The sequence below is a fragment of the Pseudoalteromonas spongiae UST010723-006 genome, assembly GCF_000238255.3.
Classification (GTDB): Bacteria; Pseudomonadota; Gammaproteobacteria; order Enterobacterales; family Alteromonadaceae; genus Pseudoalteromonas; species Pseudoalteromonas spongiae.
In genome coordinates this window covers 323,004-345,016 of sequence record NZ_CP011039.1, presented here as the reverse complement: position 1 = coordinate 345,016, position 22,013 = coordinate 323,004, and the positions used below count along the sequence as shown (strand labels likewise).

Sequence of the window (22,013 nt, the reverse complement as noted above, 5' to 3'; positions counted from 1 at the left end):
TTAAGGCCGACTACTCACCGGCAATAGACATACTCTCAATCAAAATTGAGCCAGTTTGAATGCTGCCGCGCACATCAACATCACCGCCAATTGCCGCCACTTTTAAGAACATGTCTTTCAGGTTTCCGGCAATGGTAACTTCACTTACTGGGTATTGAATTTCACCATTTTCTACCCAAAAGCCAGCTGCACCGCGTGAATAATCACCGGTAACAATATTAACACCTTGACCCATAACTTCAGTTACTAACAAACCTGTGCCCATTTCATTAAGCACATTTTTTAAATCTTGATGTGAAGCTTCTACTAACCAGTTGTGAATACCACCAGCATGACCTGTTGCCTGCATACCAAGTTTGCGTGATGCATAACTTGCTAATAAGTAAGTTTGTAACTCACCACCTTTAATGATTTCACGATCTATGGTTTTAACCCCTTCACTGTCTACAGCAGAAGATGCTAAGCCACCTAATATATGCGGACGCTCTTGAATATTCACTTTATCGCTAAACACTTGGCTACCTAAGCTATCAAGCAAGAAACTCGATTTGCGATAAAGTGCACCACCACCAATGGCTGAAACTAAATGACCAAATAGCGAGCTGGCGATATCAGCGCGAAACACAACCGGATACTTACCCGTTGGAATACGACGACAATTTAAACGTGCGATTGTTTCTTCTGCCGCTTCAATACCAACACTTTCAGCGCTACTTAACCCTTCTTGTTTACGTGCGATGGTATACGCTGAATCGCGTTGCATCATGCCATTTTCTTCGCCAATCACCATACAGCTAATGCTATGACGACTGCGCGGAAATCCCACTAATTGACCATAGCTATTGCCATATACACGCAGACCATTGTGGCTAGAAAAACTAGCGCCATCTGAATTACTAATACGACTATCAAACTGCATTGCCGCCGCTTCAGCTTGTTTACACAAGTCAATTCCTTGCTCAGCGGTTACTTGCCAAGGGTGATACAAATCAAGATCTTGCGGAGCAAAATCAAGCAACTCTTTATCAGCGATGCCATTACATGGATCTTCTGATGTGTATTTAGCAATCTCAACTGCTTTCGATACAACCGTTTTTAGCGCCTCAGGGCTTAAATCTGCGGTTGACGCTGAGCCTTTTTTATTTCCTACATAAACACTAATACCAAGGGCACCGTCTTGGTTATATTCAATCGTTTCAAGCTCGCCTAAACGGGTTGAAACAGATAAACCTGAAGTACTCGACATTGCCGCTTCAGCAGAGCTTGCGCCTAACTGTTTTGCGTAATCGAGCGCTTCGCTCACCGCTTGCTTAACTTCATTAAGGCGCTGAAAAATTGGATCGTTAGAGTCTGCTTGCATAGGAAAATGAGTTTAAATTTAAATATTTTTTTAAGCATATCAAAAATACCGTCATAAGGCAGAGCATCGAAACAGATTTTTCACGTATAATATAAAGAAATTACGCAATTAGACTTGGGTAGATTCACTCAAAACAGACTAACAATGCGTGACATTACTAATTTGTGGAGAAACCATGGCCAAAAAGAACAAAGTTGATTTCGATACGCCAGAGGAAGAAATTATTTACGTATCACGTGCAGAACTTAAACGTGATGCCAAAGAGTTACATGGACTTGGTGCCGATATTGCTGGACTAAGCAAAAAGCAACGTAAAACAATTCCATTAAATGATGAATTGATTGAAGCGATGGAGCTTGCAGATCGCCTTAAAGAGAAAACAGAAGCTTACCGCAGACATTTAAACTACATTGCAAAATGTTTACGCTTAGCGGCAAATATTGAAGAGATCACTAAAGCGGTAGATATTCTGAAAAACAAGCATGCGCAAGGCAATGTGTTGTTTCATAAACTTGAACATATTCGCGATGAGTTAATTGAAGTTGGCGACAATAAGATCAATGAGTTAGTATCAGAATATCCCGAACTTGATAGACAGCGATTACGTCAATTAACACGCCAAGCAAAAAAAGAAAAAGAAGCAAATAAGCCAGCTAAAGCTTATCGCGAAATTTTTCAGTGTTTAAAACAAGTAATCACGCACTAATAAAACAAACAGCAACGGTTAAGGATAAGCATGAGAACAATAAGGCAACTTGGTATTTTACTCACTGCATCTGCGCTTGCAGCGTGTAATGGCTCATCGGGTAAAAACGATGAAGTGACACCGCCAGACCCAAATGCGCCAACGCTATTGACACTTTCGGTACTTGATGAAAACTGCCAAGCGCTTACCACACCTTCTCTCGTTGCTGGGTCAACATTTTGTGTACAGGCTTTTCTAAGTAAAAATAGCGAAGCCGTAAGCAATACCAGTGTTAGTTTTGAAACAGCGCTAGGCACATTGTCGCCAAGTAGCAAATTAACCAATATTGATGGCATTGCACAAGTATTACTCAGCAGTACCCCTTCTGATATTGGCGCAGCTGACATCACAGCAACATCGCAAGATGCGAGCGCTAGCACAAGCTTTGAGTTTTTACGTGACACTAGTCAAACAACGCTACTGCCTGTTGTAACACTCACCAGCTTAGTTGGCGATTTAGCGGTAAACAATGCTAAGCAAGGCGAAGTTATTACGCTTAAAGCCAATTTGCTCGACAACCTCAACAACCCAATTAGCCAAGTACCGATTAGTTTTACTGCTGAGATTGGTGAACTTAATGCCGCATCTTGGTTAACCGACGCAAATGGTAATGCCAGTGTACAGCTAACGCTCGCTTCCGACAGTCCTATCGGCGCAGCCACAGCCGTAGCAACGTACCAAATTGATGAAAGTAATAGCGTAAGTTCGCAAATAAACTATCAAGTATTAAGTGCCGATGATATTGATACACCAGTTGTACAAGCGGGTTACTTTGACAGCAATGGTAATTTTGTTGCTAACCAATTGAAACTAAGCGTTGCGCGCCAAAGCGATGGCTCGGTAGATTTAGCGGCAGGCGGTACTCTCGGCCTATCACTAGTATTAGTAGACGAAAACCAGCAAGTAATCACTACGCCAACTGCTGTTAATTTTAGCTCCAGCTGTGTAATTAATGGCACAGCTAGCATTGACCAGCAAGTTCTCACAATAAACGGGGAAGCTAATTCAACGTACAAAGATATTAACTGCGCTGGGGCAAACGGCAATGAAGATCAAATAATCGCAAGCGTTACCGTAAACGGCGAAAACACTATTTTAACGCAAGATGTAAACCTCTCTGGCGAAGCACTCGGTGCCATTGAGTTTGTATCAGCAGATCCGACGTCAATCGTGATTAAAGGTACTGGCGGCGTAGGCAAACAAGAAATTTCAACCATCACTTTCCGCGTGAAAGGCAAACAGGGAAATTTACTGGCTCAACAGCTAGTTAATTTTAGTGCAAGTACCGATGTTGGTGGTCTAGAAATATCTCCCACCTCCGCAATTACTAACTCACAAGGTGAAGTGAGTACCAAAGTAATCTCGGGTACTGTGCCAACACCGGTTCGCGTTACCGCAAGTGCCACAACGACTAACGATGCAGGCGAAAGCGTCGAGATTATCAGTCAATCTGATTTGCTCTCAGTTAATACCGGTCTGGCTGATCAAAACAGTATTTCTTTATCCGCAGAAATTCTTAACCCTGAAAGTCACAATACAAATGGCGTAACCAGTGAGATTACCGCATGGCTAGCAGACAGTTTTAATAACCCCGTGCCCGATGGCACTACAGTGAACTTTACCACTGAAGGCGGTCAAATAGAGCCAAGCTGTCAAACTACCAATGGTTCATGTTCAGTCACTTGGCAAAGTAGCAACCCTCGCGTGTTTAACCACAGATCTACCATTCTGGCTACCGCCATTGGCCATGAAACCTTTTTCGATACCAATGGTAATAATCTATTTGATAATCAAGATGGCAGCGCTGTAGAAAACGAAAAAGTATCAAGCGGGTTTGGTCGTGCAGAATATTTACCATCAGGTTTTATCGATATGTCGGAAGCATGGCGCGATGACAACGAAAACGACCAATACGACCAAGGCGAAACTTTTATCGACTTTGATAACAATAAAACATTTGCCAGCGCTGATGGTATGTTTAACGGCCCACAGTGTTCGGGCAATTTATGCTCAACAAAAAGCTTAATTAATGTGCGTAAGTCATTGGTGCTGATTATGGCAAGTGGCAAAAGCTATTGGTCATTGTATGAAACAGTGGAAACCACACCGGGTGAATTTAGCGAAACTATAGTCGCGAGTAACCGTGATAACGTAAGTATATTTAGAACACCCATTGCACGCGGTGCTAGCCAATCTTATTCGCTAAGCTTTGCTGACACTGCATTACAAACCTTACCCCAAGGTAGTACTGTAAGTGTAAATACCGATGTCGGCGAGCTAGTTGGTCAAACAAGTTTTACGGTAGGTAATACCAATGGAACACCGAATCCAATCAGTCAAACTGACTTAAATACTAATATTACTATCTCAAGTGCAAAGAGTAAGAATGTATTTGGCGGCGATACGATAGGTTTTACGCTAAAAAATACGCTCGCTGAAGGTGATGATGCAACTACCGCGAACTTAACGATTGAAATAACAAGCTCCGGTGGCGTAGTCACATCACAGTTTATTACTGTCGACTTACAATAAAGCTCATAAAAAACGCTGCAATTGCAGCGTTTTTTTGTATTCTAAAATCAGTGCAACAATTTAAGCAGCTGTACCACCAACTGTAAGTTCATCAATTTTAAGACTTGGCTGACCGACGCCAACTGGAACACTTTGACCATCTTTGCCGCACACGCCAACGCCATTATCAAGTGATAAGTCATTACCTACCATTGAAATTTTGTGCATTACGTCTGGGCCGTTACCAATTAGGGTAGCCCCTTTGATTGGTTGCGTTACTTTGCCATCTTTAATTAAATACGCTTCTGATGCCGAGAACACAAACTTGCCTGATGTAATATCAACTTGGCCACCTGCAAAGTTCGTCGCGAAAATACCGTTTTCAACACTTTCAATGATTTCTTGTTGTGTACTTTCACCCGCTAGCATGTACGTATTCGTCATACGCGGCATAGGTAAATGGGCATATGATTCACGGCGACCGTTACCTGTAGGCGCTACGCCCATTAAACGCGCATTAAGCTTGTCTTGCATGTACCCTTTCAGCACACCGTTTTCAATAAGCACGTTGTAACCCGCAGCAACACCTTCATCGTCAACGTTTAATGAGCCACGACGGTTGTCCAGCGTACCGTCATCAACCACAGTACATAAGCTAGAAGCAACTTGCTGACCTACTTTACCACTGAAGGCCGAAGAACCTTTACGGTTAAAATCGCCCTCTAAGCCATGACCTACGGCTTCGTGTAGCAGCACACCAGGCCAGCCACCACCGAGTACCACAGGCATAGTGCCCGCAGGCGCTTCAATTGCGGCAAGGTTAACATTTGCTAAACGCACTGCTTCGTCGGCATAAGTCATCCAACGTGGTTTGCCATCAACCATTTCATAAAAATAACCATAGTCTAAACGCGCACCGCCACCCGCACTGCCACGCTCACGCTTGCCATCTTGCTCAAGTAGTACCGATGCGTTTAAACGAATAAGCGGGCGCACATCTGTTGCAAATGTGCCGTCACTCGCGGCAATAAGCACCTCTTCATAAACCGCTGCCATTGAACACACAACTTGCGATGCATTTGGCGCAATTTTGCGAATATACGCATCAATTTGTTTTAACAAATCAATTTTTTCGCCATCCGTTAAGCTGCTAATTGGCATAATCGGCTGAATAATATTCTTATCAAGCTCCACTACCTGGATTTTGCTGGTGTTTAGGGCTGCACTATTTTTATCAGCAACACTTCGTGCTGCCAAAGCCGCCTGTGTAATAGCATTTTTATTAATTGCATCAGAATACGAGAAGCCGGTCTTTTCACCAGATACAGCTCTCACACCAACCCCACGCTCAATGTTGTAGCTACCATCTTTAACAATGCCGTCTTCGAGTACCCAAGATTCATGATGACTTGATTGAAAATACAGGTCAGCATAATCAATTTGGTGTTCTTGAATTAAAGACAAACTATCGAGCAAATCTTGGCGTGAAAGGCCGCTTTGCGCTAGTAAATGCTGTTCTACGTTATTGCTCATGTTTAAACTCATAATTAAATTGGTTATGTGACAACAGTGGCATTTTTTGCCTTACGTCTGTCAATTTATCCATATTGGGTAAGTATACGATATTGTTAGCTTCATCACCTAACATCGCCTCTATCTCACCCCAAGGTGAGATAATCACGCTATGACCATACGTTTGTCTGCCATTGTCATGTGTGCCTGTGGTAGCAGCAGCAACTAGGTATACTTGATTTTCAATCGCTCGCGCTTGTAGCAACGGCAACCAATGTGCTTTGCCAGTAGGTACGGTAAATGCCGATGGCACTAAAATAATCTCTGCACCTAAAGTTCTAAGTGCGCCAAACAAGCCCGGAAAACGCATATCATAACAAATCGTTAAGCCGATTTTACCAAACGGTGTGTCAACTACGACTAAGTCTTTGCCGGCGATTGTGGTATTAGATTCACGATAATTTTGCTTTGCATCGTCAACATCCACATCGAATAAATGGATTTTGTTATAGCGTGCAACCACTTCACCTAACTGGTTAACCATTAAAGAGGCTGCGTAATATTTTGTCCCTTCGGCGATTGGGATAGTGCCGGCGCTTATCCAAACGTTAAACTGTTTTGCCAGCTGACATACTTGATCAATAAATGGCGCACTATTATTGGCAAACGCCATTAAGTCATGGGCTTTGGCATCAAAACAAGCAAACCCTTCTGGCAAACAAACCAGCAAAGGATCATTTACATGCTCGTCGCGCAAGGCAACTAACTGCTGGCGCAAATAATCCAAGTTGCTACTTGGTTTAGCACTTACCGTCCATTGCAAAACAACAATCATTGATTTTGACCTTCTGTTTTATCAACTTTAGATTGCTCATTTGGCATAGTTGCATCACTTAGCGGCACTATTTTCTTTTCAGCTGGCAACACATCTTGTTTGGGTGTACCAGGCAAAGTCGATTGTGGAATTTCAATTTCACGGCTCTTCTTGCCTTTTTCTGTAACAACTGGTTGCTCAAAGGTGCCGGTAATGGTGTATTCAATTTCAGAAATAACGCGCGCTGAATGCAACACTTTATCTATCGCAAGTGCAGCTAAACCTGTTACAGGGTTTACCATCCAAGCAACAATTACTGGAATGCTTGAAGTCACCTCTGGCGCAACCCACATGGTGTAATCAATTTTATGCGTATTAAGGTCTGCATAACCTTTAATGGTTAAATCTGCAGGCACACCATTTAGCTCAGTATCTTTGGTATACGCCACGCCCTTATCAACCTGCATACTGCCTTGCATGCTGTTGTAGAAAAACCCTTTGGCAAATACATCTCTAAAATCCAGCTTTAGCTTACGCACTAACGAATCTAGGCTTAACAATGAAAATACACGTGCTCCACCATCGCTAATATCGGTAATATAGCCATCGCCTAAGCGCCACTTTAAATCGCCAGAAAGCGACTGCGTATTAAACTGATAAGGCGTACCATACCAGTACAAATCAATATCAATTTCGGCGTTAGATTCTTTAATTGAGCTGGTGAGGTCGAATTCGTCGGTTAGCTCTCCGATATCCTTACTTACTAGTTTACCGCTTAAGTTAGTTTTTTGTTTTTGCCAGCTGCCTTCACCGATAAATAAGTGCTTGCCTTTATCGACAGTCAACTTACTGATCAGCAAACCGTTATCAGCCGGATCTAAATCGAGCGCAAGCTTATCTAACTGATAGCTATCCACTTTACAATCGGCACAGTTAAATCGAATCGCCGGTAAATGGGTTAACCATTCATTATCTTGTGGGCTACCAAAGTCATCAATTGGCTTTAAACCAGCACTAGGTTGTGGCTCTGTTTCTTCAGGTTTAAAGTTAAGCCGTAAATAATCAGCTTCAATAAACACAGGTCGCTGCGCAAGAATACGCGGTATACTCACTTCTGCGCGTACTTCTTTACCATTAATTTTCAGCTGGGTAGACTGCGCTAATGCGCTAAGGTTTATCTCAAGATCATTAAATTCAATTTCCGATAGTGTCGCATAATCGATATTGGCATTTACCTCTTTTAACTTAGGAAATACTTGATGATCCGAATTCGACTCGGTTGGTGTAGCAACCAAATGATCAATAAACGGGATCCACTCCACGATATCGGCTTTTGAAAGGGCTACCGTCACATCGAAACCACTGGCGTTAATACCAAGATCATTTTCACCGACGATCAAGTGTGCATTACTTACCTTACCTAAGCGATTATCAACAATACTATTAAAATAGAGTTGCTGATTAATATTGGCGGTGATCAAGTTCGAGATTTCATCGCCTCTTACATTTAAGGTAAGTGGCCATACTTGATCACGCTTTTTACTGTATGGCGTTGGTAATGCTGTACTTAAGCCAATTAAATCTGACGATGCACTGGCAGTATAATTAAACCCTTGCGGCTTTAGCTGCATATTAAACGCAATATCAAACGGCACAACACCACTCATGTAACCACTCATAATGCCTTGCGTATGCTTAACAATGTCACTCACTTGCCAGCTGGCATCACCTGTCACTGACAGGTCGTAGTTTTCGCCTTGCTGCTTGCCTTGCAAATTAAACTTAAACGGCATATCAAGCCAACTAGCCGTCGCATTTTTGAGCTGAATATCGCTGTTGTTAAAGATTAAAGTACCGGTCACCTGATCGAAAGGAATACCCGGCTTTGCAATAAAAATCGGGGTATTTTTAAGGTCAACAGAACCGCTTACGCTCACTTCGCCTTTACTTAACGGTACTTGAATGCGTGTTTTACCAAGTACCTTACCCTGCCCTTGCACGGTTTCAAGTACCGCACCAATAGAGTCTTTTAGTGGTGTGGCCGCAAAGAAAGGCTGTAATTCTTGTGCTTTTTGCTGTGTTTCAATATCAACATTTAGCGTACTTGCGTGTGATAAGTCGTCAATACTAACAACAACGCCGTTACCTAACTGCAATCCAGCAAGTACACCTTGCTGCGATACAATGTCCATGCGTTCATTTGAAAAAATTAAATCAGCTTCAAGTTTAGTAATATCTGGCCACGATTGATTAAAGTTAAATGTTGCGTCGGTCACTTTAGCGTCAACTAAAAAGCGGCCGTTGTGTTCTTGATATGGGAAGTCACTTAACTTACCTTGCCACAACACTTTTGCCACATCTATTTTACCGCCTCGCAGTGAACGATTGAGGTAATCAATTGTGCCCTGCGGCATATAACCTCGTGGAAAATAATGACGCGCTTTAAGTACTTCTGGCCCCTGCATCTCTGCATATAAACTAAGTTCGCTTTGCTCAAATAAATTAAGTGAAAACTCTGCGGCGAAGGTCAGCTCATCATTATCTAACCAAATAGTGTCACTTTCGAGTCTCCAGCCTTGCGCTTGTTTAAGAAAATCAAGGTTAATGGTTAATTGCTTGTACGGAATAGCACGCGTAAACAGCTCGCCTGTCATGATGTAATCTTCATTACCTTGAACTGACAACTTAACTGCTGATTGATCGCCTACCAGCGTGAGCGATAAGTTTTGCACCCCAGGAATGCCATTATAGTGCTGCCATGACAAATCGCGCACTGAGGTAGTAAAGAAATAATCTTCTGGGTTGTGATATTGCACATAAAGGTCTGAAACTGAGCCTTTTAGCAATAGCTGCTCAACAATTTTAGTTTGCTCAAAGGGGAGCAAAGGCGCTACATCACTTAATAATGCCAGTGGAAAGTCACGCCATTGCGTCGTAATGCGGCCATTGTTGTAGTCAATTTTACCACCAAAGCTTGGCCATTGATTTTGATTAGCAGCAATATCAAGTTCAGACGTTTCAAATCGCCAACCATCGTTGTGCGGTCGCACTCTTAACGTACCTGCATTGATTTGTAACGACTCTCTTTCGTTTTCTTGTTGCCAGCTAATCTCGCTTGGTTGCCAATCTAGTTGAATGTTTTCAACTTTAAACTCTTTAAATCGCGCCCATGCTTTAAAGTTAATATCGCTTTTAACTTGGGTTACATCATCCGAAAGCACATCGCGCAACCAACTGCTCGCATTTAGCTGCTTACTTTCAACAAATAAAGAACCAAAAGATTCAGAGAAATGTTCACCGTATAAATCGAGAATAATCTCTAATCGATTATCAGAAATACCAGGCAAGGTGATGTAACCTACGCCTTGATGCTGATTGTTACGGTTTTGCCAAGTGACACGCTCAATAGCAATAACGCGCTTTTCATTGCGCTTGGTATTAACTAAAAATTGGCTATCTTCTACAGCAAAGTGACCACTTTGCGCTAAAAATAAGGTTTCGAGTACATCGATTAAATTAGCACCGTCGGTGCTTTCATCACTGCTTGGGAAAGGCTGGGTTAAATCAACTTTGGCATTAAGCCCTGACAACACAAAATAATTTGATACTAACCTGCGCTGCAGCACAGATTGCCACACATTAACATGCAAACGCGATTGTTCAACATAGAGTCCAAGAGCTAGTGGCTGGTTTTTGCCGAACGATACCTGATTAAGTACCAATGCGGGGCCTGTGTGCTCCCAACCAGCAGAAATAGAACCAATAGCGATATTAGTGCCGACTTGTTCGGTAATCAGTGCTTCAATTTCAGCTTTGTAATCATTGGCATAGGGCAAGCTATATTTTAGCAACGACACAAGCACAGCGACCAGCACAAGGCTGATCGCGAATATTTGCCAAACTTTACGTAAACACCAAAAACAGGTGTGCCTTACTTTTTGCACTACATCATCACCACATCAAACTGCTCTTGATTATACAAGCTTTCCGTTTGAATACTGACTTGTTTCTTAATAAAAAGTTCAAGTTCAGCTAAGTTGTGATACTCATCGTTAATCAGTGCCTCGCTCACAGCTGGCGAAGCGTAAACCACAAATTTAGTCGCATCGTAAGCACGATTAACACGCACAATTTCACGTAGAATTTCATAGCAAACAGTTTCAACTGTTTTAAGTGCGCCTCGCCCTTTACACACTGGGCACTCGCCACACAGAATATGCTCTAAACTCTCTCGCGTACGCTTACGTGTCATTTCTACTAAGCCTAGCGCTGAAAAACCGTTGATATTGGTTTTGGCACGATCTGGCGCCATAGCAACTTCTAAGCAATGAAGCACACGACGTTTATGCTCGGCACTGGCCATATCAATAAAGTCGATAATGATAATGCCGCCTAAATTACGCAAACGTAACTGACGAGCAATCGCTTGAGTTGCTTCAATATTGGTGTTAAAAATGGTTTCTTCAAGGTTGCGATGGCCAACAAACGCACCGGTGTTAACATCCACCGTTGTCATTGCTTCGGTTTGGTCAAATATTAAGTAACCACCCGATTTAAGTTCAACCTTACGTTCAAGGGCTCGCTGGATTTCATGTTCAACACTGAACAAATCAAAAATGGGACGTTCACCCGGGTAATATTCCAATGCTTTGGCAAGCTCTGGTACAAACTCTTCGGTAAACGCCGTGAGCTGCTGATACGTGAGCTTTGAATCAACACGAATACGCTCCATATCTTCACCGACATAATCGCGCAGTGTGCGAAAAGCAAGAGTTAAGTCTTCGTGAAGAATCGACTCTTTACGCGTTTTTTTGCGTTTTTTTGCTATTTTGTGCCACAGTTTTTTTAAGAATTTAGCATCGTGCTCTAATTCAGCTTCGGTTGCGCCTTCAGCTGCAGTGCGCACAATAAAGCCACCTTCCTGATCATGAAATGGTGCAACGATCTTTTTTAAGCGCTCGCGCTCTTCTTCACTTTCAATGCGCTGTGATACACCAACATGGGTGGCATCTGGCATAAATACTAAATAACGCGATGGAATAGTGATATCTGTTGTTAAGCGCGCACCTTTAGTGCCAAGTGGATCTTTAACCACTTGTACCATAATAAACTGCCCCTGCCTCACTAATTCACGAATATCCTGAACTTTTTTGATTGGCTGATCATCCACGCCTTCGGCAATGGAGGTGCTATTTACAATATCAGATGCGTGTAAAAACGCGGCTTTTTCAAGACCAATATCAACAAACGCAGCTTGCATACCCGGCAACACGCGGCTCACTTTGCCAAGGTAAATATTACCGACAATACCAAGATTGCCTTCACGCTCTAGCTGCACTTCTTGCAGTACGCCGTTTTCAATTAATGCAACGCGACTTTCACTAGGTGTGACGTTAATTAATAACTCTGAGCTCATGCAAATTCCTTTAAAAATTGCGCTAATAATTGCTCGGTTTCATACAGTGGCAATCCCATAACAGCAAAGTAACTGCCATTAAGCTTAGTAACAAATCTACCTGCCCCGCCTTGAATACCGTAGCTTCCTGCTTTATCAAATGGCTCGTTTGTTGCGCAATAATCATTAATTTCTTGTTGTGATAACTGTTTAAATGTAACGTCAGTAACGACTAACTGCGACATTACCCCTTGCTGATTGGCAAACGCAATGGCGGTCATCACTTGATGAGTTTGACCTGACAATGATGAAAGGGTTGCAATTGCATCCGCTAAATCGGCTGGCTTACCTAATACCTTGTCATTTAATACCACGACAGTGTCAGAACCCAGTACAGGGTAATTATGAGCAGCTATTTGCACACCTGCTAACGCTTTTTCTTCCGCAAGGCGACAAACAAACTGTTCAGCTGACTCACTTGTTTGTTGTGTTTCATCAATATCTGTTGCGAACTGTTCAAACTCAACATTCAGTTGAGCAAGCAATTGTTTGCGTCTGGGAGAAGCAGACGCTAAATAAATTTTAGTCAAAATTAGCGTATCCTAAAGTGACGTCGATATTTTCTTAGCAGTAAAAACAACCATGGCCACGCCAATGCGCCCGTTAATACCGGCCATAAATATTGTGGTAAAAAATAAATATCGAGTAAAAAGTGATTCAGCCAAAACACCAAAAGATAATAAAGCGCTAAAAACAACGCCACTAACATCGCTTGCTGCCAAACACTAAAATTACGAATTTTCTGGTAATTACTTGCCGTAATATAAATCACAATTGAGTAAGTAAGTGATCGCACACCGAGTGGAGATCCAAGCGCTAAGTCAATAATCAGGCCGGCCATCCATGCAAAGCCAATGTTTACCCTATGGGGTAAGGCGATAGACCAATACATAATTACCAACAGCACTAAATCAGGACGATACATTTCAAATGCAATGGGCAATGGCATTAATGCAAGTACTAAAGAGACAAATACCGAGAGTAAAATAAATCCTAAATGCCTAGTCATTAGCCACCTCGTTGCGCCAAAGCAAAATCAGCAAACGAATGCGGTCGAGCTCGGCAATTGGACTGGCATAGACTTCAGAAAAAGGCCTACCCTCGTTACGATTAATACTCGTTACAGTGGCGACCGGGTACCCTTCAGGAAACACGCCACCCAAACCCGAACTCACCAGCACATCGCCAATACGAATATCCATACTGTGTGGCACATGAGATAGTTTAAGCTGATCTATTTTACCAATACCTTCCACCACAGTACGCACATTATTGCGCAATACACGCACAGGCGTAGCATGTTGCGTATCAGTGATTAATAACACTCGACTCGTTGTGCTGCCAACCTGAGTTACTTGACCAACAATGCCTTTGTCATCAATCACCGCAAGGCTTTCTTTTACATCATCAAGTAAACCACGATTAATCAACACCTGATGGCTGTATGGGTTGGAATGAACTGATAAAACTTGGGCAACCAACTTACGTTCTTCAAGCTTATTTGAAGAACCGAGCAAGGCTCTTAGCTTTTGGTTTTCGAGCTGTAAGAACTCATATTGCTGCAATTTTTGATTTTGCACCAATTGCGCTTCGCGTAGGGCATCGTTCTCAACCATTAAACTCTGGTGAGAAGAAAGGTTTTTACTGCCTTCGCGGAACATTTCATAAGGGAGGTTTGCAAGGTAAAACAAAGGGCTAACTATGGTGTTTAAGCTAGCCCTTACTTTGGAACCGCCATCCGTGTAGCGATCGCCGATAATCAGCACCACACTCAATACGATGGCAATTACCAAACGTAATTGCAACGAGGTATTTCTACCAAAAATTAAATTCATTGCGCCCTCAAAGAGCAGTAAAACAAGTGTATTTAGCTACTTAATCGTAGCTAAATACATCACCACCATGCATATCAATCATTTCTAGTGCTTTACCACCGCCACGCGCTACGCAGGTTAATGGATCTTCCGCAACAACAACCGGAATGCCCGTCTCTTCCATTAATAAACGGTCAAGATCTTTTAGCAATGCACCACCACCGGTTAATACCATACCGTGTGCTGAAATATCGGAAGCCAGCTCAGGCGGAGATTGCTCTAACGCAACCATTACTGCACTTACAATACCTTGTAACGGTTCTTGCAGTGCTTCTAGAATTTCACTTGAATTTAGCGTGAATGAGCGCGGCACACCTTCAGCAAGATTGCGACCACGTACTTCAATTTCTTTTACTTCTTCGCCATTAAATGCAGAACCAATTTCATGTTTAATACGTTCAGCGGTTGCTTCACCAATTAAACTACCGAAATTACGACGTACATAGTTAATAATTGCTTCATCGAACTTATCACCACCAATGCGAACTGATGATGAGTAAACAATACCGTTTAAAGAGATAATAGCGACTTCAGTTGTACCACCACCAATATCTACAACCATTGAACCAGTTGCTTCAGATACCGGTAAACCAGCACCAATCGCAGCGGCCATTGGTTCTTCAATTAGGTAAACTTCGCGCGCACCTGCACCCATTGCTGATTCACGAATCGCACGTTTTTCAACTTGTGTTGCACCACACGGTACACACACTAAAACACGTGGACTTGGACGTAAGAAGTTATTGTTGTGCACTTGTTTAATAAAGTGCTGTAACATTTTTTCGGTTACGTAAAAGTCGGCAATAACGCCGTCTTTCATTGGGCGAATTGCTTTGATATTACCAGGTGTACGGCCAAGCATTTGTTTTGCTTCTTGACCTACTGATGCAACACTTTTAGGGCCACCTGGTTTGTCGTGACGAATTGCCACAACCGATGGTTCATTTAAAACAATGCCCTGATCTTTCACATAGATAAGTGTATTGGCAGTTCCGAGATCGATTGATAAATCGTTAGAAAAAAGACCACGTAATTTTTTAAACATGGAACTGGGGTATCCTTGTAACGTATGACGTTCAGTTTTATTTTTAATCGAATAACTAAACGCTCAAATAATAAATATAAAGTGTCTAGCGCTCACGCACTAGACGAAAACCGATGTAATTAGCACGAAAATCCGTTGCTAAAATTAGGCGTGTCGACGCTCGCGCTAAGGTAGGTGCAAAATTCCATGCACCGCCACGAATCGCAACATCAGAACGACCAGCCGTTTTTTGGGTCCACTCCCACACATTACCAACGGTGTCATAAACGCCAAAACGGTTAGCGCTAAACGACCCTACAGGTGCTGGGCTCTGATTTGACCACTCACTACCACACCAACCACAATTAGCTAAGTTATTGCCAATATCATTACCCCAAGGGTAATCGGTTTTAGTGCCGGCACGTGCCGCATATTCCCACTCCACCTCAGTTGGCAGACGATATTCGTTGCCTGTTTTTTCACTTAACCAATCAGCATACGCTTTGGCATCTGAATAAGTTAAGCACACAACTGGAAAATTATCTTTTTGCTCGTAGCCTGGGTTTTGCCAATTAAGCGACGCTTCCCACACTGGCTCACCATTTAAATAGTAAGCACAGCCTTGGCCACTTTCTGCTTCTGTTTTATAAGCCGTATCGGCAACAAATTCGTTGTATTCGCCTACTGTTACTTCTTTCTCGTTCATCGCGTACGAATCACTCAGAATCTTTTTAACAATAGGTTGCTCGTTTGCTAAACCGTTCCCGGTTAAATCACCCATTTCAAATTCACCTGCTGGGATCACAATCATGCCAGCTGAATTTGCAATCGTGCTGCGAGTTGAAAGGCTTGGTGTTGACGTTGTTTGGCGAGTACGCGTTTGATTATAGTTAGACTGAGTAATCGTCTCTTTTCTTAAATTTGCGCGTAATGTTTGCGAGCGTTTTAAATTAATATTTCGCGTATAGGTTTGATAACCTTGTTTACGAATTTCAATATCATAGCTGCCTGATGGCAATGACACATCTAAGCGAGTAGAGCCGTAACTCACGCCATTTATAAACACTTCATCATCGCGCACGTTAGAACGCAATGTGAGCTGGAACAATCGCTCCTTTTTTGGCGTATTGACCTCTACCGTATCACGGTTAGTTACCATGCTTGCTGATGAGGGTGCGCTTTTATTATCTTTAAAACGCACTACTGGTTCATCATAGCTTGCACTTATAACTGGCTGATAGACATTAGGAATTGCAGAACCATAGTCAGAGCAGAAACTGTTATCTAGGTTAAGCAAGTTACATAAACGGCTGGCGTTTACTTCGCCACGCATGGTTACGCTTAGGTTGGTATTGTAATTACCTTGCCCGCTAAATGAGCTATTAACCACATGACTGCTTAATACTTGAACCTGTGCACCTGACATATTGCGCTTTGGTTCAACCACTCTCTGCTCGGTAATATTGGCAAAAATTTGGTCCATAAAGCGTTTTGTGGCTTTTTGTAAACCTTGTGATTGACCACGTTGCTCACACGCCGCCAGCGTTTCAGTACGCTTACAGTTTACTGTGTGATTCACTTCAACAGTGCCTTCACGGGTAAACTCATTACGTAAACGCTCAACACGTGCGGTATTCTTTTGCTGCTTTAAGCTTTCGAGGGTGTTAACTAAGGTATGTTTTGAAACGCGGATTGCTTCAATATCTTTGCGATGAGATGAAATCGCTACAAGCTGTAGGTCTATATCATCTTTATTTTGCTTTAGATCCGCAATCGCTTTTTGGTAGCGCGTTTGAGCTGCACTAATATCCAATGTTGGGTCTTCAATTAAACGGCGATACAAATCATTCATCGCGTCTAATGATTGGTTGCGTTCTTTCTCTAACGAAATAGAACGTGAACGAAGTAATTCCAATTGCTCTTGCAATTGTTTTTCTTGTTTTAGATGTTTATCTAAAACACCAGATAACTCTTTGAATTCAGACTGCTTAATATCTATTTCAGCTTGAATGCTTGATACTGTATTAGTGTCTTGTCCATGTGCTTGCCATGTAAATAGGCTAAGCGAGATCACCAATGACAAAGGTGCTAGTCGCATATAATTATTCCCAAAACGGCCGATTTTTGGTTTTCTTGTTTTCGTTTTTATCGTAAGGGCAATTGCCCTAATGCTTTATGCTATTTTTTTGTCATGCAAAACACAAGCTTTGTCTTACCTTAAATGGCAAATTTTCAATTAAAAGAGTGTATCTTTTAATTCTCACTCCAATAAATCACCCTATCGTTTCCTCTAAACCGACCAAACTGTAAAACACCACTTGGATTGTCATTAGGGTCGTTAAAGTCTCCATCATTATTCCAATCATAACGTAACCACTTTTCTGGGCTTACGTAATCAACATTATAAGTACGCTGTTCGGTTGGCATTGGCGGAGTCAAAAATAACTCTCGACCCGATTTGTAGATACCTGCGGCAAAACTATCACTCAAATCATCTTCAAGCGGTTGATTATCTTCAATCACTAAATTAGCAAAGTTATATGCGCTACAAGAATCTGACGTATTAACTACAAAGTTAGTGCCATCCCAATATTCAACTTTCATCGGAATTTGTAGCGGTTCATATTCACTGCCATAGTTATTGCTGAGTGTTAACCTACCGTAGCGCATTTCTATCGGCGAAATAGTTTCAACACCGCCAATTACATTCGTGTTAATAGCGCGACTATCGGCTGTACCAGCAAGTTGATTTGCATTTTGATTTAAATCGTTAAGTACTTTGCCATCCGAATCAGTTAAACGCACCAATGGCATCACTTGCGTCATCGGAATTGAAGGGGAATTATCACGCTCTAACGTTGCATTATTTACATTCACCACATACAAACCTTGCTGCCAATCGACACCATCATCGGCACTCAAACTGTAACGCGGCGCAAGTAGTGTTGCCGATTTATAATTTGCAGCATCATCATTTTCAATTAAGTTTTCAATGCTCGCTTTAGCAAAGTTAAGCGCACTAGTTGCATTATAAGTGTAATTGTATAAGCGGTTACCTAATAGATCTTGCGCTGTAATGGTGTAACTCAATTCATCAAACGGCTGGCTGTAATAAGTAAAACTATTGCAAGCACTTGTCAGTGTTTGCTCTGTCATTTCAAATTGCGCAGGGATAAAGCGCCCTACATTGGCTTTACTGCCAGAGATAGCTCCACCATCACTATGGTTTAAGTAATTACTGCTTGAAAGGTTAGCAAGTAGCTCAATGATCCCAACTTCATTAAACTTTGCATCAGTGATCGTCGCGACACCCGAGACAAAACCATTAGCCGGCAAAGCATTAGGCGATAATACACCGTCAATACCCGCTTGCGGCGCCTGCAAGTTATGCATTAACGCGACTGTTCCTGTGATATCAGCACTTCGAAAATTACGAGTTATCGCACCATTGGCATTGTGAGCCTCGACTTGAATATTGAAATCTTCCGACGCCATTTTAAATACAGAGTCTTCTGCATCAGACGCGTTCGGATCGCCGGTTACAGTGATGTTAAATCTTTCAGGACGCACCACATAATTATTACTGGTATCAGTTAAATTCGCTCCATTAGGTGCTGATGCAAATACCGACAAACTAATTCTACCGGCATCAAGATAATTTAACGCCAAATTCGCTTTGTAGTTATTAGTTGGATCAAAATTAACGGTAACAGGTGTGTTGTTTGTTACTGGCGTATTATTTACAGTAAACGCCATCGATGATGGGTTACTTGGTTGTACAAAGTTATTGGTAAAATTAACTGTTTGTGCACCACTAAAAATGCTTTCACACGCACCTGTATTATCGTTTTTTCTTACCGCCATTAATTCAGCGCTGTACGGCACACCTGATATTTGATCGCTAACGGCACTGATTTTAAATCCCGTCTCCACAAATTGGGTATAACAATTGGCAAGCGACACTTCATTTGCACCGACAAAACATCTAAACCCTGAACTTGGATTCGTTATATTAGTGTTTAGCGCATAATTAATGGTACTTGCTTGGATATTGTTTAAGCTAATATTTGCTCGGCCATTTACCGTAAATGGGTTACTTGGAGACCAACTTAACCCGCCACCACCTGAGGTGGAAAGCGATACAGTCGCTGGGTTTGGATAATAACTACTGCAAGTATCGTCAGCACATGCCTCAATTATCATGGTTTCAGCTTCGCATGTTAACCCTGTATTATCACTTAGCGTAAGGCGATAATGGTCAACACTCGGCGCATTGTCACACGTGCGTACCGTATTCATATCACTTAAAATTTCAGACTGTTGTAACGCACGTGAATAAATTCTTACTTCATCAAGCTTACCTTTAAAATAACGATCGCTGCGAATACCGCCACACTGCGTTGAAGTATTCGTGCCTACATCAACGCCAATAAAAAACTTACACGGTGAATCAGCTAACCCGTCGCTGTAACTACGCGAGGCATCGGCAATTCCATTAATGTACATAATTTGCGAACCAGATCTGTAAACAACGGCGACATGGGTCCATTGGTTAAGCGGTATAGTTCTTGAGCTGGTAAATGAACGAGATTGCCTAGATGCATTTTGCCACCACCAAAACAATCGATTACTTGAGTCTAAGTGAAATTCAAAATGCTCATCTTTAGATACTAAACTTCGTAGGCCACCGCGATTTTCGGTGGGGAAAACCCACGTACTTACGGTTAGTTCTTGATAATTAAAATCACCACTGTCATCAACTGATGCATAGTTGGTTCCATCAAATTCTGCGTATTCACATGTACTTTGGCTGCCTATGGTGTTTGCCGGGCCAGGTGAGCTTATTGAAAATGTGGGACTTCCCGACGGACTTAAATCATGAGGATCATTTAAATTGGCATCTAAAAAATCACCATCAAGTTGCCACCAACCGTTGGCATCGCAATATTGTTCGCGTGCAGCTCCATCCCAGCCTAAGCCTAGATTTTGATTTTGATAGATGGTTTGAATTTGAGTATCACCAATCGCTTTATCAAAAATAAGTAATTCATCAACTAAGCCTCGAAAGCGCTGACTAGCATCAAACCCGCCACCTAAATTATCTTGTTCTTGTCCTAACATTAGGTAGTTAATGTTTAATGAACCACTATCGTGATTTGATACACAGCCTTGTTGTTGCCCATTAACAAAGAAGCACGACGTTGAACCGTCACGACGCCAAACAAAATGTCGCCAAACATTATCTGAAAAGTTTGGAATGCTAATGCGAGAGGCGCGATCTTGTTTTATCCAAGGCTCAAATAATGTGCTGCTTGGGTGCCACCAAATTAATTCATTAGCATTATTATTATTACGCGCCCCTGAAATTAGTACTTGGCTACCCGAAAAACTACTTTTAACCCACGCCGAAATCGTAAATTCTCTGCCACTGAGTAAGTCCTCATCAATATCAATTCGCCCATTGCTAATACCGTCATCAAAGAATGCAGCATTACAAATTTTTCCTTCAGCGGGTTGAATATTAAAAGGCGTGCCATGTTCACTGTTAATTGATTCTATTACTTGGTTATTTACGCCGCTTAACCATGAAAATTCATCAAAACGAAACTCCGCGATAGGTGAGGCATTTGGGTCAACCGTCGTCGCACCACAAATACCCGTAAAATTATTTAATATACTTGGCGCTACGTAGCTTACTTCGGCACTGTTGCCTACACTAACCGACGCGCCTGATGTAAGCGCACCTTCGAATTCAACACCAAATGCAAGATCTATTTGGCTTTGTGAATAAACAAATCCGCCAAACTCAACATTGCTGGCTGTTGAAACACTGCCAGCTACGTAAATAATTAAATCGTCCGGGCGTGGCACATCAATATCACTAAAAATAGATAAAGATCCTCTTACAACTATGCGTGTTGGCCCGGTAACACGTAAGTTTGGACGGTTAAGTGATAAAGAACCAGTAAACAAATAATCACCTGAAAGTTTGCCATTATTTGGAATACTGGTTTTAGGGTTTAATAAACTTGGCTCTTGAATGGTTTCAGCATTCGTTCCCGAAGCGATACACTTTGAACCACACGCATCAGGGTTATTATCTACCAGACTGGTCGTAACAATTACACTATTAGCTTGGCCACTAATTTCTGCGTTATTTAAAATAATTGCACTGCCGTTATTAAACGTCGCAATTCCTGAAGGAAATACGTCTTCACAGGCAGGCAAATTTGCCCAAACTAAATTAGGAAGCAACAGCATTAGGTAGAAAAAGCTAGTTAAGTGTTTTTGCTTCAACATTGAGACTTCTCTGTGTTGTCCACTGGCCAGAATCACAACTTACTGTACTGGTTATCCGATACACAGTCACCGTAGAGGTTGGAGAATTTGCATCCGCCACATTATTCACCGAGCTACATGACAGCTCTACAAATTGGCAATTTTCCATATACTTAGTTGCACTAAAATGGTTTGGCGGCACATCAGCATTACATACGCCGTTTGGCGCATTCAGCGGAAACAACTGTGTGAGTTTCCATTCAACACCACTTTGCGCTGACAAAAACGCTTTAGAGCCATAGTACTCTACCGCATTTGATTGCGCGCCCCCTTCAATAACACGTGTCAGCGCTAATCCGAGTGCCAACAATACAATAGCAACAAATAACGATGTAATTAATAAACTGCCTTGCTGTTTAAACCTTAACGTCATACATTT

General features: G+C 42.1%; 14 protein-coding genes. 2 read left to right on the top strand and 12 right to left on the bottom strand.

Translation table 11 applies throughout. From position 1 onward, the window contains the following. Positions 1 to 10 precede the first annotated feature (10 nt). Complete coding sequence (pmbA, locus tag PSPO_RS01640) at positions 11 to 1,360, bottom strand: metalloprotease PmbA (RefSeq protein ID WP_010561181.1); 1,350 nt, start codon at positions 1,358 to 1,360, stop codon at positions 11 to 13. Between the two features lie 175 nt (positions 1,361 to 1,535). On the opposite strand from pmbA, the gene yjgA reads away from it, so the two are divergent. Next, the gene (gene yjgA, locus PSPO_RS01635) at positions 1,536 to 2,066 is read left to right on the top strand and encodes a ribosome biogenesis factor YjgA (RefSeq protein ID WP_010561182.1); all 531 of its coding nucleotides are present in this window, start codon (positions 1,536 to 1,538) and stop codon (positions 2,064 to 2,066) included. Positions 2,067 to 2,096: 30 nt separating this feature from the next. Continuing rightward, positions 2,097 to 4,637 carry an Ig-like domain-containing protein gene (locus PSPO_RS01630; protein ID WP_010561183.1) on the top strand — a complete coding sequence of 847 codons (2,541 nt, stop codon included), beginning with the start codon at positions 2,097 to 2,099 and terminating at the stop codon, positions 4,635 to 4,637. Between the two features lie 60 nt (positions 4,638 to 4,697). Here the strand turns inward: PSPO_RS01630 and tldD are convergent, their stop codons facing one another. From tldD to PSPO_RS01575, 11 genes are all read right to left on the bottom strand, one after another. Next, positions 4,698 to 6,149: a metalloprotease TldD gene (gene tldD, locus PSPO_RS01625; protein ID WP_010561184.1), complete on the bottom strand. Its 1,452-nt coding sequence runs from the start codon at positions 6,147 to 6,149 to the stop codon at positions 4,698 to 4,700. Beyond that, positions 6,139 to 6,963 (bottom strand): carbon-nitrogen hydrolase family protein, encoded by an 825-nt coding sequence (locus PSPO_RS01620; protein WP_010561185.1) that lies wholly within the window; start codon positions 6,961 to 6,963, stop codon positions 6,139 to 6,141. The genes tldD and PSPO_RS01620 overlap by 11 nt, the downstream gene beginning before the upstream one ends. Continuing rightward, positions 6,960 to 10,886 carry a YhdP family protein gene (locus tag PSPO_RS01615; protein WP_010561186.1) on the bottom strand — a complete coding sequence of 1,309 codons (3,927 nt, stop codon included), beginning with the start codon at positions 10,884 to 10,886 and terminating at the stop codon, positions 6,960 to 6,962. The genes PSPO_RS01620 and PSPO_RS01615 overlap by 4 nt, the downstream gene beginning before the upstream one ends. Beyond that, positions 10,886 to 12,358 (bottom strand): ribonuclease G, encoded by a 1,473-nt coding sequence (gene rng, locus PSPO_RS01610; protein WP_010561187.1) that lies wholly within the window; start codon positions 12,356 to 12,358, stop codon positions 10,886 to 10,888. Before rng ends, PSPO_RS01615 begins: the two co-directional genes overlap by 1 nt. After that, positions 12,355 to 12,930, bottom strand: a complete 576-nt coding sequence (locus tag PSPO_RS01605) for a Maf family protein (RefSeq protein ID WP_276526984.1) — start codon at positions 12,928 to 12,930, stop codon at positions 12,355 to 12,357. Before PSPO_RS01605 ends, rng begins: the two co-directional genes overlap by 4 nt. Further along, the gene (gene mreD / locus PSPO_RS01600) at positions 12,930 to 13,406 is read right to left on the bottom strand and encodes a rod shape-determining protein MreD (RefSeq protein ID WP_010561189.1); all 477 of its coding nucleotides are present in this window, start codon (positions 13,404 to 13,406) and stop codon (positions 12,930 to 12,932) included. The genes PSPO_RS01605 and mreD overlap by 1 nt, the downstream gene beginning before the upstream one ends. Continuing rightward, a complete protein-coding gene (gene mreC / locus PSPO_RS01595) occupies positions 13,399 to 14,232 on the bottom strand; it encodes a rod shape-determining protein MreC (RefSeq protein WP_010561190.1) in 834 nt (277 codons plus the stop codon). The genes mreD and mreC overlap by 8 nt, the downstream gene beginning before the upstream one ends. 40 nt (positions 14,233 to 14,272) lie before the next feature. After that, a complete protein-coding gene (locus PSPO_RS01590) occupies positions 14,273 to 15,316 on the bottom strand; it encodes a rod shape-determining protein (protein WP_010561191.1) in 1,044 nt (347 codons plus the stop codon). 85 nt (positions 15,317 to 15,401) lie between these two features. Next, entirely contained in the window at positions 15,402 to 17,393 is a 1,992-nt protein-coding gene (locus PSPO_RS01585; protein WP_010561192.1) for an SUMF1/EgtB/PvdO family nonheme iron enzyme, read from the bottom strand. Between the two features lie 155 nt (positions 17,394 to 17,548). Next, positions 17,549 to 21,595 (bottom strand): LamG domain-containing protein, encoded by a 4,047-nt coding sequence (locus PSPO_RS01580; RefSeq protein ID WP_010561193.1) that lies wholly within the window; start codon positions 21,593 to 21,595, stop codon positions 17,549 to 17,551. Then, complete coding sequence (locus tag PSPO_RS01575) at positions 21,570 to 22,007, bottom strand: hypothetical protein (protein ID WP_010561194.1); 438 nt, start codon at positions 22,005 to 22,007, stop codon at positions 21,570 to 21,572. The genes PSPO_RS01580 and PSPO_RS01575 overlap by 26 nt, the downstream gene beginning before the upstream one ends. Between the last annotated feature and the right edge of the window lie 6 nt (positions 22,008 to 22,013).